Origin of the sequence: Clostridium sp. 1001283B150225_161107_B6 (genome assembly GCF_015556325.1) — a bacterium.
Classification (GTDB): domain Bacteria; phylum Bacillota; class Clostridia; order Lachnospirales; family Lachnospiraceae; genus Enterocloster.
On record NZ_JADNMD010000009.1, the window covers coordinates 210,623 to 224,622 of the forward strand.

14 protein-coding genes are annotated in these 14,000 nt (G+C 47.7%); 13 read left to right on the plus strand and 1 reads right to left on the minus strand.

Annotated elements, in window-relative coordinates; translation table 11 throughout:
- Positions 1-96 precede the first annotated feature (96 nt).
- The 10 genes from I2H39_RS19930 to I2H39_RS19970 all read left to right on the plus strand — a co-directional run bounded on the left by I2H39_RS19930 (position 97) and on the right by I2H39_RS19970 (position 10,117).
- Positions 97-1,017, plus strand: coding sequence for a sugar phosphate isomerase/epimerase family protein (locus I2H39_RS19930; protein WP_138311511.1), 921 nt, complete (start codon positions 97-99; stop codon positions 1,015-1,017).
- 35 nt (positions 1,018-1,052) lie between these two features.
- The gene (locus I2H39_RS19935) at positions 1,053-2,144 is read left to right on the plus strand and encodes a substrate-binding domain-containing protein (protein WP_138311510.1); all 1,092 of its coding nucleotides are present in this window, start codon (positions 1,053-1,055) and stop codon (positions 2,142-2,144) included.
- A 74-nt stretch (positions 2,145-2,218) separates the two neighbouring features.
- Positions 2,219-3,706 (plus strand): sugar ABC transporter ATP-binding protein, encoded by a 1,488-nt coding sequence (locus I2H39_RS19940; protein ID WP_138311509.1) that lies wholly within the window; start codon positions 2,219-2,221, stop codon positions 3,704-3,706.
- Positions 3,707-3,708: 2 nt separating this feature from the next.
- The gene (locus I2H39_RS19945; protein ID WP_138311508.1) at positions 3,709-4,683 is read left to right on the plus strand and encodes an ABC transporter permease; all 975 of its coding nucleotides are present in this window, start codon (positions 3,709-3,711) and stop codon (positions 4,681-4,683) included.
- A 21-nt stretch (positions 4,684-4,704) separates the two neighbouring features.
- Positions 4,705-5,640 (plus strand): ribokinase, encoded by a 936-nt coding sequence (locus I2H39_RS19950; RefSeq protein WP_195627360.1) that lies wholly within the window; start codon positions 4,705-4,707, stop codon positions 5,638-5,640.
- Positions 5,641-5,768: 128 nt separating this feature from the next.
- Positions 5,769-6,491, plus strand: a complete 723-nt coding sequence (locus I2H39_RS19955) for a DeoR/GlpR family DNA-binding transcription regulator (RefSeq protein WP_243281827.1) — start codon at positions 5,769-5,771, stop codon at positions 6,489-6,491.
- A 488-nt stretch (positions 6,492-6,979) separates the two neighbouring features.
- A complete protein-coding gene (locus tag I2H39_RS19960) occupies positions 6,980-8,326 on the plus strand; it encodes an ABC transporter substrate-binding protein (RefSeq protein WP_195627361.1) in 1,347 nt (448 codons plus the stop codon).
- A 50-nt stretch (positions 8,327-8,376) separates the two neighbouring features.
- Complete coding sequence (locus tag I2H39_RS28920; protein WP_207746901.1) at positions 8,377-8,556, plus strand: hypothetical protein; 180 nt, start codon at positions 8,377-8,379, stop codon at positions 8,554-8,556.
- Positions 8,557-8,602: 46 nt separating this feature from the next.
- Entirely contained in the window at positions 8,603-9,286 is a 684-nt protein-coding gene (locus tag I2H39_RS19965) for a sugar ABC transporter permease (protein WP_207740032.1), read from the plus strand.
- Positions 9,287-9,289: 3 nt separating this feature from the next.
- Positions 9,290-10,117, plus strand: coding sequence for a carbohydrate ABC transporter permease (locus I2H39_RS19970; protein ID WP_195627362.1), 828 nt, complete (start codon positions 9,290-9,292; stop codon positions 10,115-10,117).
- Between the two features lie 35 nt (positions 10,118-10,152).
- On the opposite strand, the gene I2H39_RS19975 is transcribed toward I2H39_RS19970, so the two are convergent.
- Positions 10,153-11,085, minus strand: coding sequence for a LysR family transcriptional regulator (locus tag I2H39_RS19975; RefSeq protein WP_138311502.1), 933 nt, complete (start codon positions 11,083-11,085; stop codon positions 10,153-10,155).
- Between the two features lie 91 nt (positions 11,086-11,176).
- Between I2H39_RS19975 and I2H39_RS19980 the strand changes: the two genes are divergently transcribed.
- Genes I2H39_RS19980 through I2H39_RS19990 form a run of 3 tightly spaced genes read left to right on the plus strand, consistent with a single transcriptional unit; the run spans position 11,177 to position 13,998 of the window.
- Complete coding sequence (locus tag I2H39_RS19980; RefSeq protein ID WP_138311501.1) at positions 11,177-12,040, plus strand: aldo/keto reductase; 864 nt, start codon at positions 11,177-11,179, stop codon at positions 12,038-12,040.
- Positions 12,041-12,056: 16 nt separating this feature from the next.
- Positions 12,057-12,689, plus strand: a complete 633-nt coding sequence (locus I2H39_RS19985; protein ID WP_178332005.1) for an MBL fold metallo-hydrolase — start codon at positions 12,057-12,059, stop codon at positions 12,687-12,689.
- Between the two features lies 1 nt (position 12,690).
- Positions 12,691-13,998: an FAD-dependent oxidoreductase gene (locus tag I2H39_RS19990; RefSeq protein ID WP_138311499.1), complete on the plus strand. Its 1,308-nt coding sequence runs from the start codon at positions 12,691-12,693 to the stop codon at positions 13,996-13,998.
- The last annotated feature ends 2 nt before the right edge of the window (positions 13,999-14,000 follow it).

Here is a 14,000-nt window from a genome sequence, read left to right on the forward strand (position 1 = left end):
GAAACTAGTGCCAAAAAATGAAATAAAATAATTTGAAAAGTATTGACATAATTTGAAACAAATGCTATTATGAAGCTACAAGGAGGTAGCAATCATATGAAGTATGCCACACGGATTAACTCATTTTTGAGATTTGACAGCAACCTGCTGAATGCATTCAGGTCCATAGGAGCCATTGAGGGCGTGGACTATGTGGATTTGAATTATCCGGAACATTTTGCTGACTATGATATAGAGGTGATAAAGGCGAAGATGGAGGACTGCGGACTGCGGTGCAACGCCATCAACCTCAGATTCAGGGACAAGTACATAGGAGGTGAATTTGGAAACCGGGAACCAGCCATATCCCAGGACGCCATAACCCTGTGCAGGGAAGCGGCGGACGCATGCAGGAAGCTGGGGGGGAACCAGATGATTATCTGGCTGGGGTTTGACGGTTTTGATTATTCCTTTCAGATTGATTATGTGAGCTACTGGAACCGGATTGTGAAGGCGTTCCGGGATGTGTGCGATTATTCCGGGGTGCCTGTGAGCATTGAGTATAAGCCCTATGAGGAAAGGGTGCATGCATTCATTGACAGCTTTGGGACAGCGGTTTCCATCCTCCATGACGTGGACAGGGAGAACCTGGGCGTTACCCTGGACTTCTGCCATATGCTGATGAAGAAGGAAAATCCTGCATTTGCAGCGGCCTGGCTGCTGGAACGGGGAAAGCTTTATAATATTCACCTCAATGACGGTGAGGGCTCCACGGACGACGGCCTTATGGTGGGAACCGTTAATTTCTGGAAGACAGTGGAGGTCATGTACTACCTTAAGAAATACGATTTCCAGGGCGTGATATATTTTGACACATTCCCCAAACGGGAGAAGGCAGTGGAGGAATGCGAGGCAAATATAAAGATGTGCCGGCGGATTGAGCAGCTCATTGACACCTATGGGCTCTGCCGGATGGAGAAGGTAGTGGAACAGAATGACGCAGTAGCTGTGAGCAACATGATGGTTGCTTTCCTATAAACAAAAACTATTTTAATGTAAAAGGAGAAGAAAAGATGAAAAAAAGAGGTTTGGTTTTATCCATGACAGCAATTGCCATGGCGGCGGGAATCATGGCAGGATGTACGAATAAGCAGGCAGCCTCCACGGCCCAGACAGAGGCAGCGGCAGACACCTTTAATCCGGACAAGGAGGCAGGCGTCAGCATCGAGGAACTGAGGGAGAAGCTGGGGGATGTTCCGAAGCTGGACGGCGAAGTCAAGCTGGGCGCAGTGGCAAAATCCTTTGACAATGAGTACTGGAGGACACTGCGGGAGGGGTACGGCGAATACCAGACCAAGGCGTCAGCAGCCGGTTATAACATTACCATAGACGTGACTTCTGCCCAGGGCGAGAACGATGAACAGGGACAGCTTTCCATTGTAAAAGATATGATTAATAAGAAGTACACAGGACTGCTCCTTTCTCCTATTTCCGACGGAAACCTGACGCCTGGCGTGGAGGATGCAAAGAAAGCCGGTATCCCGGTTATCAATGTAAACGACGGACTGATTGCCAACGCGGATTCCTTCGTAGGACCCAAGGCGGACCAGAACGGGGAACTGGCGGCGGAGTGGATTGCCAATAAGCTGGGAGGCAAGGGCAAGGTGGCCATTGTTATCGGAATGCCTAAGGCGTTTGCGGCAAGACAGAGGACAGAGGGCTTTGAAAACTGGATGGCGGCCAATGCAAAGGACATTGAGATTGTGGCAAAACAGAATGCTGACTGGGACCGCCAGAAGTCCAAGGACCTGGCAGATACATGGATTAAACAGTATCCGGACCTGAATGCTATTTTCTGCAACAACGACACCATGGCTTTGGGCGTAGTGGAGGCAGTGAAGTCCTCCGGCAAGGATATATTGGTGGTTGGCGTTGACGGCATTGGAGAGGCCTATGATTCCATCCGCAGGGGTGAGCTGGACGCAACCATTGACTCCTTCCCGTTCTATAAGGCCCAGATTGCAGGCGAGGTAATGCTCAGAAGCCTGGGCGGACAGGAGATTCCAAGAGTGCTTTGGACGCCCCAGGCCCTGATTGATGCTGAAAACGTGGACAAACCGGCAGAAGAAATCATTGGCTGGACCGACCCTGTATACGCAAAATAGACAAAGACAGCATGGTAACCATCATCAGCCAGAGGGTCAAACCCCTGGCTGATATTTCAAAGAGGGGATAAAATATGGCGACAATGATACATTTTTCCAATATAACAAAGCAGTTCCCCGGCAATAAGGCGCTGGACAATGTGGATTTTACAGTGGACAAAGGGGAGATACACGCCCTTCTGGGGGAAAACGGCGCAGGTAAATCCACCCTTCTCAATATCCTTCACGGCATATACCCGGAGTATGATGGATGCGTGGAGATTGACGGGGGAAAGGTGGACTTTAAGAATGCCAATGATGCCATTGAATTTGGCATTGCCAAGGTGCATCAGGAGGTAAACCTTGTGACGGAGCTGACGGTTGGGCAGAATATCGCCCTTGGCTATGAGGTGACCAGGGGATTCCTGGTGGACTATGACGCCATGTACAGGAAGACGGATGTCATTCTGGAAAAGCTGGGATGCAAGTTCCGGAGCAGGGACCGGGTGAACTCCCTAAGCACCGGTGAGATGCAGATGATATTGATTGCCAAGGCCCTGTTCCACAATGCCAGAATCATTTCCTTTGACGAGCCCACCTCTGCCCTGACAGACCGTGAGGTGGACCGCCTGCTTAAGATGATTATGGAGCTGAAGGCCCAGGGCATCACTATTTTATACATCACCCACCGTCTGGATGAGGTGTTCGCCATTGCGGACAGGGCCAGTATCCTGCGTGACGGAAGATACATCACCACCCTGAACATGAAGGAGACATCCAAGGAAGAGCTGATACGCCACATGGTAGGGAGAGACGTGTCCGCCTATGCTGTAAGGAACAATCCGCTGTGCGCTTCCCGGGAGGTGGTGCTGGAGGTCAGGGACCTGTGCAGAAACGGCGTGTTTGAACACATAAGCTTTGAACTCCACAGGGGCGAGATTTTATCCTTTGCAGGGCTGGTGGGTTCCAAGAGAACAGATGTGATGCGCGCCATATTCGGCGCTGACCCCTATACCAGCGGGGAAGTTTACATAAAAGGTAAAAAGGCGGACATTAGGAGTCCGAAGGATGCCCTTCGGTACAGTCTGGGGCTGATACCTGAGAACAGGAAGACCCAGGGCTTTGTAAAAAACTTTACAAATGCCCGCAACATGGCCCTGGCTTCCATGAACCGTTTCTGCACCAGAGGCTTTGTGAACGCCAGGAAAATATACGACAATTGTATGTATTACACCGGGGAAATGAACCTGCACCCGGCGGATCCGGATTACCTGACAGAGAGCCTGAGCGGCGGAAATGCCCAGAAAGTCATTATCGCAAAGTGGATGGCCACGGATGCCGATATCATTATATTTGACGAGCCCACAAAGGGTATCGACGTGGGGGCCAAGGCGGAAATCTACCGCCTGATGGAGGAGCTGGTAGCAGGAGGAAAGGCCATTATCATGGTGTCCTCAGAGCTGCCGGAGGTGATTGGCATGAGCGACAGGGTCGTGGTCATGAGGGAAGGAAAAATCATGGGATTTCTGAACCATGACGAACTGAATGAAGAAGTCATAATGAGTTTTGCGATGGGAGGCTGACTATGAAGAATATGATTAAGAAGTTTTCAAGGGAATTAGAAGTAGTTGCTGCGCTGGCTGTAATCATGGTGGTGTTTGGGGTCATACAGCCCATTTACTTTTCGCCGTCCAACCTGCTTGATATCCTGGACCAGTCCGTTATCAACGGCCTTCTGGCCATTGGTATGACCCTGGTCATCATTACGGCCGGAATCGACTTGACAGTGGGCTCCACACTGGCTATTGTAATTGTAAGCGTGGGTAATTTCCTGGTCATGGGACTGAATCCCTTTGCGGCTGTATTTGCAGGCGCAGCCATAGGGTTTGTACTGGGGCTTGTCAATGGAATCCTTGTGGCTAAGATGAAGCTGCAGCCTTTTGTGGCAACCCTGGGCATGATGTCTGTGTACAGAGGCGTTGCCTACCTGATAACGGGAGGATGGCCTGTGCTTAACATTCCCCAGAACTTCAGGGATATCATGGACGGCGATGTAATCGGCACCCTGTCTTCATCCATGATTCTGTTCCTGATTGTGACCGTGGCAGCCTATATCCTGCTGAAGCACACGAAGTTCGGCACCTATCTGTACTCCATTGGGAGCAATGAGGAGGCCACGCGCCTGTCAGGCGTCAATGTGGACTTCAATAAAATCATGGCCTATGCTATCTGCGGTGTCTGCGTTGCTTTTGCAGGAATGGTCATGCTGGCAAAGCTGGGAACCGGCGAGCCGGCTGCAGGAGCCAGCTACGAAACCAATGCCATTGCGGCGGCGGCCATCGGAGGCACCAGCCTGGCCGGCGGTAAGGGCAGCATCATAGGCACGTTTCTGGGTGCAATCCTTCTCCAGGCCCTTAAGGTGGGGCTGGTGGTCTGCGGTGTGGATACATTCTGGCAGTATATCGCCACAGGTCTTATCATAGTATTTGCGGTATACGTGGATGTAATCCAGGAAAAACTGGCAGCCATGAGACTGAATAAAAAGGCAAAGGCAGAATAACCGCATGTGGGGGTGGCAACAATGAGAGATTGCAAGAGAGATTACATTTGTGTTATCGGCAGCCTTAACTATGATATTATCATGAAGCAGAAGCGTATGCCTTTTTTAGGGGAGACATACACGGCTGACAGCATAACCTATTCCGGAGGAGGAAAGGGCGCCAACCAGGCAGTGCAGTGCGCCAAACTGGGAATTGATACCATTATGGTCGGCAAGGTGGGGAGGGATTCCTTTGGCGATACACTGGTGGAAAAGTTAAGAGATTACGGCGTGGACTGTTCCTGCATCGGCAGGAGCAGCAGCCCCACGGGAGTGGGCGTGGTCCACGCCCTGGAGGATGGGACTGTGTATGCTTCCATCATCACAGGCGCCAATTTTGATATCACGGCCAGGGAAATAGACGGATTGGATGAACTGGTCAGGAACAGCAGAATCATCATTCTCCAGCTTGAGATTCCCACCAATGTGGTGGAGCATATTATCCGCAAGGCAAAACAGTATCATGTATACACCATACTGAACGCTGCTCCGGCCAAGGAATTGGACAGGGAAGTGCTTAAGCTGGTGGACTGCCTGATAGTCAATGAGACAGAGGCGTCCTTTTACGCCGGAGTAGACATAACGGATGGGGAAATGGTCAGGGCCCATGCAGACAGGCTGAGCCAGCTGACAGAGGGTACTGTCATTGTCACCCTGGGTTCCAAGGGCAGCATGCTGTTGGGTAAGGAAGAAACGGTATCCATTGAACCCGTAAAGGTGGAGCATGTGACGGAGAGCACCGGGGCAGGGGACTCCTATATAGGAGCATTTGCCTATGGGAAATATAAAGGTATGACGGACCGCCGGGCCTGCTGCTTTGCAGCCAGGGCAGCCTCCATAACTGTGACAAAGATAGGAGCCCAGGAGGCCATGCCCTGTTTAAACGAGATAGATGAAAGCCTGGTTCCCGGTGTCTGAATCCTGTTTGCAGCCTGCCCATGGACAAAAGTGAAAAAATATGACAGAAAATGCAAAAAATATGGTTGAACTAAGGACAGGCCCTTTGGTATAATAGGAGTATTACAGTTCGGCAAAATGTGCATGGATTGAAACAACGGGGTAAGCATATGGTTCCTGAGTTGAGAAAAGAAGAGATACTGAAAAGCATTAAAAAGAGGGACATCTCTTATATAAAAGACCTGGCGGCAGAACTTGGCATTTCGCTGTCCACTGTGCGCAGGGATGTTGCTGCTCTGGAACAGGAGGGCAGCGTCATTGTGATGCGCGGAGGCGCGGTTAAATATAAGGTGGAGGACTTCGACGAACCTGTGGTCAAGAAAAAACTGATTCACAGCGAGGAAAAGGAGGTCATTGCCAGGAAGGCGGCCGCCCTGGTGGAGGACGGAGACTGCGTTTATGTGGATTCAGGCACCACCACGGTGGGGATGCTCAAATATCTCCAGGGAAAACGAATCACCATTGTTTCCAGCAGTACGGAGCTGCTGGACAATCTGCCCATCAAGAACGCAAAGTGTATCCTGCTGGGGGGAGAGGTGAGGGATGATTTGGAATCCGTACTGGGCGCCCTGACGGAAAAGATGATATCCGACATGTATTTTGATAAGGCGTTCATTGGCGCCAACGGATATATTCCGGACGGAGGCATCTACACCTATGATGACAGGGAGGCCAGGAAAAAGGTAATTGTCAAAGACCATTCAAAGGTGGTTTATGTATTGATGGATACATCCAAGAAGAATAAGTATGCCTTTTCCAAGGTGTTTGAATTGGGGGAGGCGATACTGATTACGGAGGAAGAAGATACATAGGTAAAGGATAAGCCCATGGAACAGCAGCAGTACCAATACTGTGTTCTGAGCATGTAATACGGTTTGTGGATGCTTCGATTTTGACAAGGATACCTCTCCGGTCCAATCCTCTCCTAATCTTGATTCGAGATGCTGCATGGTCGTAACCCGTACACCTTTTGTTGCAGTGAGGACAGCAGTTCTGGTGCCATTAAACAGAGCGTGCCTGCGGAGATGCTTTTATCCGCAATCATACGCGAAGCCTCTAATGCGGTTAAGTTTAAGAAAGAGAATGTTCTTGAATTTCAAGAGATTCTCTTTCTTTTTTTTTCGTGGACAGACAGAAGCTACTATTAGATTTTGCTAATAGTAATATCGAGATATCGAATTTGCATTAAGGTGTTCATCGGAATATAATAATGCCATAACCGCTAGGAATGACAGGATGAGATGCTCTTCGTCCTGAATTATTCTGGGGCAATAAACTGCTTAATAGGAGGTCAGTTATAATGAAAAAAACGTTATCAGTGGTCACAGCCGTCAGTATGGTATGTATGACAGCACTTGCCGGATGTTCTTCAGCGCAGGCGCCGATTGAGGCAAAAACAGAGGCGGCAGCCCAGACAGCAGCAGAAGAGAAGGATGAAGCGGCAACGCAGGCACAGGAGGAGCATAAACCTGTTACCATTACACTTTATTCTGATTCCGCTACAAATGGAGCGAATGAGGCAAAGGTGGAAGCTTTTGAGGAGCTGTATCCGTGGATTACAGTTGAGGTTGTGGAAATGCCGGCCGGCTCTTCTGATCGTGTCCGCACTCTAAGTACGGTTTTACAGGCAAAGGATGACAGCATGGATGCTTTTTTGATTGACTGTACCTGGCCGGAAATGTTTGCATCAGCCGGATGGCTGGAGCCGTTGGATGACATTTATACCGAAGAAGAGTTAAAAGATTTTACACAGGGAGCTTTGGATGGCTGCCGTGTTAATGGCTCTCTGGTGTGTATGCCCACCTTTTTAAATACGGGAGCTATGCTTTATCGGGCAGACCTTTTGGAAAAGTACGGATTTGAACCGGCAAAGACCTGGGATGAGTTAATTGAACAGAGCAAGATTGTAATGGCCGGGGAACCAGGAGTATACGGATACGCAGCCGCATGGCAGAATGCAGAAGCATTAACCTGCTGCGCATTGGAGCATATCTGGAATTATGGCGGAAGCGTTCTGGATGAGGCTGGACAGCCTACATTTAATACAGAAGAGGTAAAAGCCGGAGTAGCATCAATGAAGAAAATCTTAGATGAAAATGTTGCGATAGACGGAATTTTGGGAATGATGTCTAAGGATGTAAAGGCTGCGTTCTTTGCAGGACAGGTTTTATATATAAGAGACTGGTCGGCAGCACTGGCAGCAGCGAACGACCCGGAGCAGTCTTCTGTAGCTGGTAAAGTGAAGGTAGCAGAACTTCCGGCAGATACACCTGATATGATGCAGTATAACTGTAACGGAGGCTGGAACATTGGTATTTCAGCATTTTCCAGTCATAAAGAGGAGGCAAAGCTGCTTGTTCGTTACTGGACAAGTGAGGATGCCATGCTGAAAGGCGCTTTGATGGGTGGAAAAATGCCTGCACGTGCTTCTGTATATGAAAATCCTGAAATGATTAAGGAAGTACCGGACATGGCGGAACTAATCAATTACGCAAAGTCCTGCCGCAACCGTCCGGGCTCCGCTTACTATGAAGAGGTTTCAGCCGGGCTTCAACAGGCTGTAACCAAGGTTCTGACTGGCGAAGGAGAACTTGATGCAGTGTTTGATGAACTTCAGGAGACAGAAGCGGAGATTTACAGCCGTTAAAGGATTCTGACCTAAATGCGGTATGCGGGTACAACTCATAACCGCCGGGGATGAAGAAAGAAAAGGGAGTGAAGATAGATAATGAAAAAAAGGAAAAGAATTATAATGGGATATCTCTTCTTGATACCGTCTCTGATTTTATTTCTTGTCTTTGTTGCATATCCTGTTCTGAATACGTTGAAGACAAGCTTTTATTCTCTGCGTGTTCAGAACATTGCAACCGGCGGTAAATGGGTTGGGCTTGCAAATTATAAAAAAGTACTGTCTGATGGGAATATGTGGCAGTCACTGCGTTTTACTGTGTTTTTCACACTGATTTCCGTGGTGCTTGAAACGATTATTGGAATGGTGTGCGCACTAATCATGAATCGGGAATTTCGCGGGAAGTCCATTGTGTGCGGATCAATCCTTGTACCCTGGTGTATTCCCACAATCGTTTCTGGACTTATGTGGTCCTATATGTTTGCCGAGTCATACGGAATCATCAATCAAATCCTAGAAATGCTCGGACTTCCGCCGGCATCGTGGATTACCGGAAGGGGAACCCCATTTTGGTCCGTTATTATTGCGGATGTATGGAAGACGACGCCGTATATGGGGCTTTTGATGCTGTCGGGATTAAAAATGGTTCCTCTGGAATATTATGAGGCAGCATCCATTGACGGCGCTGGAAAGATAAAGCAGTTTTTCTATATTACCATACCCAGTATTCGCCAGGTGCTTTTAGTGGCTATCATGTTCAGGACAATCTCCAGCTTTCGCATATATGATCTGATTAAGGTGCTGACAAATGGAGGTCCGGGAACAGCGACTACAAGTCTGACGATGTATACGATGCAGCAGTATTTTTCCTTTGGTAATTACGGATATGGCTCAACGCTAGCTGTAATAACATTTGTAGTATCCCTTGGAATTGCATTCCTGTTTTATGATGGCATGAGATCGAAATTGGAGGTGTAGGTCGTGAAACAAAAAATAGGAAGTATCGGCACTGGTATATTTACGGTGGTTTTCATTATTGCGATTGCATTTCCTTTTTTCTGGCTTGCTTTAGGATCATTTAAATCCATGAGAGAATTGTTTGCAGTGCCCTCTGTTTTTTTCCCAGATAAGATTTCTCTGGACAATTACAGGGATGTTTTTAGGGCGCAGCCTTTTGGGGAGTATTTGGTAAACAGTGTATCTGTTGCCGTAATAGCTACGCTGCTGGTGGTAATCGCATCCTCAATGGCCAGTTATTCTCTGGCTCGAATCCAAATTAGAGGAAAAAAGCTGATTCTTATACTGATTTTGACGGTTTCACTGCTGCCTCCGGTTACACTGCTCAATCCGATTTATCAGATGATGAGCAATCTTAAAATGCTGAACACAAAGACCGGGCTTGCGTTGGTTCTGTCGGCAGTGGAACTTCCTTCCGCGGTATGGCTGCTGACAGGCTATTTTCAAGGCATACCCATGGAAATAGAAGAAAGCGCCATGATTGACGGCGCTTCGGTACTTGAGATTTTTACAAAAATTATAATGCCTCTTGTGATGCCAGGTGTTTTTACGGTCAGCATTACCACATTTTTGGCAGTGTGGAATAACTTTATATTTGCCTCTGTACTGAACCAGTCCAAAGCAGCAAGAACAGTGACGATTGCGCTCACAATGTTTGAAACGGAAACGTATACTCCGTGGCATGTCATATCTGCGGCGGCGGTTATCTCTTCCCTACCTCTGATCTTAGTGGTTCTGGGGCTGCAAAAAAGAATTGTTTCCGGCATGGTTGAAGGCGGTGTAAAGGGTTAAGTTTATTTTACGCAGCATTATTTAATCATTGTTTTCTAAAAATTAAAAGGAGGAAGGCTCATGGCATCCTTAGCATAGCTGATGAAGTAGCGCATGGGTTTTGTGACATACCGCTGCTTGTGGTAGCCAATACATACTTTTTGATAAAATGGAGGGTCAAGAAGGCAGTAATGGGGCTTGTCAATGTGCATGGGTTCGATAAATGTGGATAGCTTTCCGATGAAGGTGCATCCAACATTTGCCGCAGTAAGCAGATGAGCGAAAGCCGGAACTGCGGTTTCCAGTGCAAGGTTAAGAGGTTTCTCGTGGCTTTTGAAGATTTCCAGGGTGAAATCCCGTAGATATCCGGTTGTACCTATAATAAAGGGCTCCTGGAAAAAGCTGTCAAAATGGATAGAGGGAAAAGAGAAACTGTTTTCTGCGGGCGTACACTTCAGCTCGGTCTGAGGCGGAATTGCAAGCAGAATGGGCTCCTTGTAAATTTCCTCGTAGATGATAGAGGTGGTGGAGTTGCCAAAACAGAAGCCCAGATCCACGGAGCCGTTATTGATGAGCTTTTCGACCTCACCGGAGTCGACTTCAACAATTTCAATTTCAATGTCAGGATATCTTTTTTGGAAGCTGGGGAGCAGATAGACGAGGATCATAAAGGATTTTGTTTTGGTTACAGCAATGGTAATATGTCCTTTTCCTGTTTTGCTTCCATTTTCTTTCAGAGACTCCATAATATTTTGCGTGTTTTGAAATTCAAAAAGTATCTTGTGGGAGCTTTCGTAGAAATGGCGTCCTGCTTCTGTCAGGGTCAGGGTACTGCCATGGCGGTTGAAAAGCTGTACATCCAGCTCATGCTCCATATGGATGAGTTGCTGGCTGAGGGCTGATTGGGATATATACAGCTTGAGAGCGGCTTTGCTGATACTCTGATAGTCACAAATTGTGAGGAAATATTTTAATTGAAGGAAATTCATGATGCCTCCATCAGGTTAAAGTAAATTTGAAAAAATATGAATATATTATAATTTGGTTCACAGACATTGTCAATGTAAGGAGATTTGGTCTATGCTATATACAATTTTAGGAAATACCGGAAAAAGGGTCAGCCGGATTGGCTTTGGCGGTGTACCGGCTGGCGTAAAAAATTACGTAGAGGAGTATGATCCGCAGAACTCAGATGACTATGACTGCGGTTTAAGGGCGGTAAAACGGGCCTTTGAGCTGGGGATTAATTATTTTGATACAGCACCCGGATATGGAGACGGCATGAGTGAACGGATTATCGGTGAAGCTTTGGATGGAATACAAAGAGATAGGTTGTTTTTGGCAACTAAGGTTAGGTATGCGGAAGAACCGAATGTGTTTAAATCTTTGGAAGAAAGCTTAAAAAGGCTGCGCATGGATTCTGTGGATTTGCTGCAGGTGCATGGCGACTATTACACACCGGAGCTGACAGATGAGCTCCTGAAAGACGGAGGAATGGTAAGTCAGATGGTTCGAGCGAAGGAACAGGGGCTGACTTGCCACCTGGGTATTACCGGTGAATGTCAGAACCCTGAATTTTACAGAATGATAGATACAGGTATGTTCGATGTGGTGCAGGTTCAGTATAATCTGATGTTTGAACACCCCTACGATCCGTTTTTTAAGTGCGGGAGCATGGAATACTGTAAACGAAAAAACATGGGTATAGTTACCATGCGTACACTTACATCTGGAATTTTTCAAAAGTGGATCCAGATGGTAAACCCGCAGAATACCTTTGATTATGCGCCTGCATTGATTCAGTTTGTACTGTCTAATCCCTTCGTAAATACGGCATTGCTGGGAATGAGAAGTGTGGAGCAGGTTGAAAAGAGCGTGGCTGTCTGCATGGATGAGAAGAATAGGATCAGCTTGGATGACCTGCACAGAAGAAAGGTAAACTGACATGGTTAGCTGGAAAATGTTAAATATCGGTCAGGTAAGCCGAAACCGCTATTGGGGCGAAGCGGAGGAAAAACCGCTTCGTCCGGGAATTTGCAGCAGTACGGTTTTGTGGGACAGCGGGCATGTGATTCTGGTGGATCCGCCTCGTGAAGGGGAAGAAATGATTCGCCTTTTGGATAGCCATACAGGTTTGAAAGCGGAACAGGTGGATACGGTTTTTGTTACGCACGGACATACAGACCATTTTGAGGGGCTTGGAATGTTTCCTCATGCCAGATGGTGCTGCGGAATAAAAGAACAGGATCGACTCCGAGCCTTAATTAATGATGTGGGATTAGACGGAATGAGGCTCCAGGGCGTGGAAAAGCGAATCAGTCCTCAAATTGAGGTGGTCGGTCTGCCGGGACATACTGTAGGGTCTGCAGGGCTTTTGTTTGATACTGATTTAGGTCATATGCTAATCGCAGGAGATGCAGTGATGACCCAGGAGCATTACGCCCATCAGAAAGGGTATTTTAAAAGTGAAAACCAGGAAGCTTCGGCAAAAACAATACATTGGATATCGGAGCACGCAGATGCTGTCATACCAGGACATGACAATTATTTTTTGACATTTGCGGTAAAATTTATAAAAAAGGAGATTAAGTAGAATGAAAACAGTTGTATGTGCAAGTAGAGAAGTACCGGTAATTGCAGAAACACAGGTGCTTGTTGTAGGAAGCGGTCCGGCAGGAATAGCGGCAGCTGTTGCAGCTGCACGTTGCGGGGCACAGACCATGCTGGTTGAGAGATACGGGTGCTTTGGCGGAGCGCTTTCCGTCGGCCAAGTGGAATCTTATACATGGTATTTTAATGAGAATACATATACTGCTGAGGGAATATCAAAGGAGATTGATGACCGTATGGTTGCCTGCGGCGGTACCCAGCATGATGACCGCGGCACAGGAAATTTTATTAATCCGGAAAAATATAAATATATGCTGGACTGCTGGATCGCGGAGGAAGGAATCCGTCCCTTGCTGCATGCGTTTGTAACAGATGTTGTTATGGAGGGAAATGTCCTAAAGGGAGTTATTGTGGAGAGCAAGTCTGGACGTGGTGCAATTCTTGCCGACCGGATTGTAGATGCCACCGGAGACGGTGATGTTGCGGCGAGGGCAGGAGCTGACTTTGAACAGGGAAAAGACAATAATGGACAGGTGCTTCCTGTAACAATGGTCTTTGGAGTTTCGGGTGTGGATACAAAAATGTTCCGCAATTATATTGAGAGCAATCCTGAAACAACCAATCCGGATACACACGGTTTGAAGCTTCCTTTCAGACGGGCAAAACAGGATGGCCGATGGCCTGTAGACCGCGATGGAGGAGCTTGGAAGGAGCTTACGCCTAACGGTGAATTTACAAGTCTGAATCTGACATTGGAAAATGGAATTGACGGCACCAATGTGTGGGATTTGACCCATGCGGAGATTATGGGGCGTCAGCAGGTCATGTGGGCAGTAGATGTGCTGAGGGATTACGCGAAGGAGATGGGATTTGAGAATTGTACACTGCGTTCCATGGCGGGACAGATTGGTATTCGGGAGACGCGCAGAATCAGGGGGGAGTACAGCGTCTGCCGGGCAGATGTTTTAGGCCACGCAGAGTTTGATGATACAATCGGCGTTTTCACAACGTTTATTGACGGAGAGGTTGTGTCAAAGGATGATGCACATTTCCAGCTTCCCTACAGAATGATTCTGCCGAAAAAACTGGAAAATCTTGCAGTAGCCGGACGGTGCGCTTCATGTGAGGATGATGCCATCCAGACCGTGAGAATGATGGTCTGCTGCGCGACAACCGGACAGGCAGCAGGAACAGCCTGCGCTTTATCCATAAAAGAAGGTGTATCTCTGCGCAATATGGATGTTTCAAAGCTGCAGGCTCAGCTGGTCAGCGATGGAGTGAAGATTCGGTAATT

Bases quoted from the DNA above. Each gene is read 5' to 3' on its own strand.
- I2H39_RS19930 (WP_138311511.1), top strand. From the start codon at position 97: ATGAAGTATGCCACACGGATTAACTCATTTTTGAGATTTGACAGCAAC.
- I2H39_RS19935 (WP_138311510.1), top strand. From the start codon at position 1,053: ATGAAAAAAAGAGGTTTGGTTTTATCCATGACAGCAATTGCCATGGCG.
- I2H39_RS19940 (WP_138311509.1), top strand. From the start codon at position 2,219: ATGGCGACAATGATACATTTTTCCAATATAACAAAGCAGTTCCCCGGC.
- I2H39_RS19945 (WP_138311508.1), top strand. From the start codon at position 3,709: ATGAAGAATATGATTAAGAAGTTTTCAAGGGAATTAGAAGTAGTTGCT.
- I2H39_RS19950 (WP_195627360.1), top strand. From the start codon at position 4,705: ATGAGAGATTGCAAGAGAGATTACATTTGTGTTATCGGCAGCCTTAAC.
- I2H39_RS19960 (WP_195627361.1), top strand. From the start codon at position 6,980: ATGAAAAAAACGTTATCAGTGGTCACAGCCGTCAGTATGGTATGTATG.
- I2H39_RS28920 (WP_207746901.1), top strand. From the start codon at position 8,377: ATGAAGAAAGAAAAGGGAGTGAAGATAGATAATGAAAAAAAGGAAAAG.
- I2H39_RS19965 (WP_207740032.1), top strand. From the start codon at position 8,603: ATGTGGCAGTCACTGCGTTTTACTGTGTTTTTCACACTGATTTCCGTG.
- I2H39_RS19975 (WP_138311502.1), bottom strand. From the start codon at position 11,085: ATGAATTTCCTTCAATTAAAATATTTCCTCACAATTTGTGACTATCAG.
- I2H39_RS19980 (WP_138311501.1), top strand. From the start codon at position 11,177: ATGCTATATACAATTTTAGGAAATACCGGAAAAAGGGTCAGCCGGATT.
- I2H39_RS19985 (WP_178332005.1), top strand. From the start codon at position 12,057: ATGTTAAATATCGGTCAGGTAAGCCGAAACCGCTATTGGGGCGAAGCG.
- I2H39_RS19990 (WP_138311499.1), top strand. From the start codon at position 12,691: ATGAAAACAGTTGTATGTGCAAGTAGAGAAGTACCGGTAATTGCAGAA.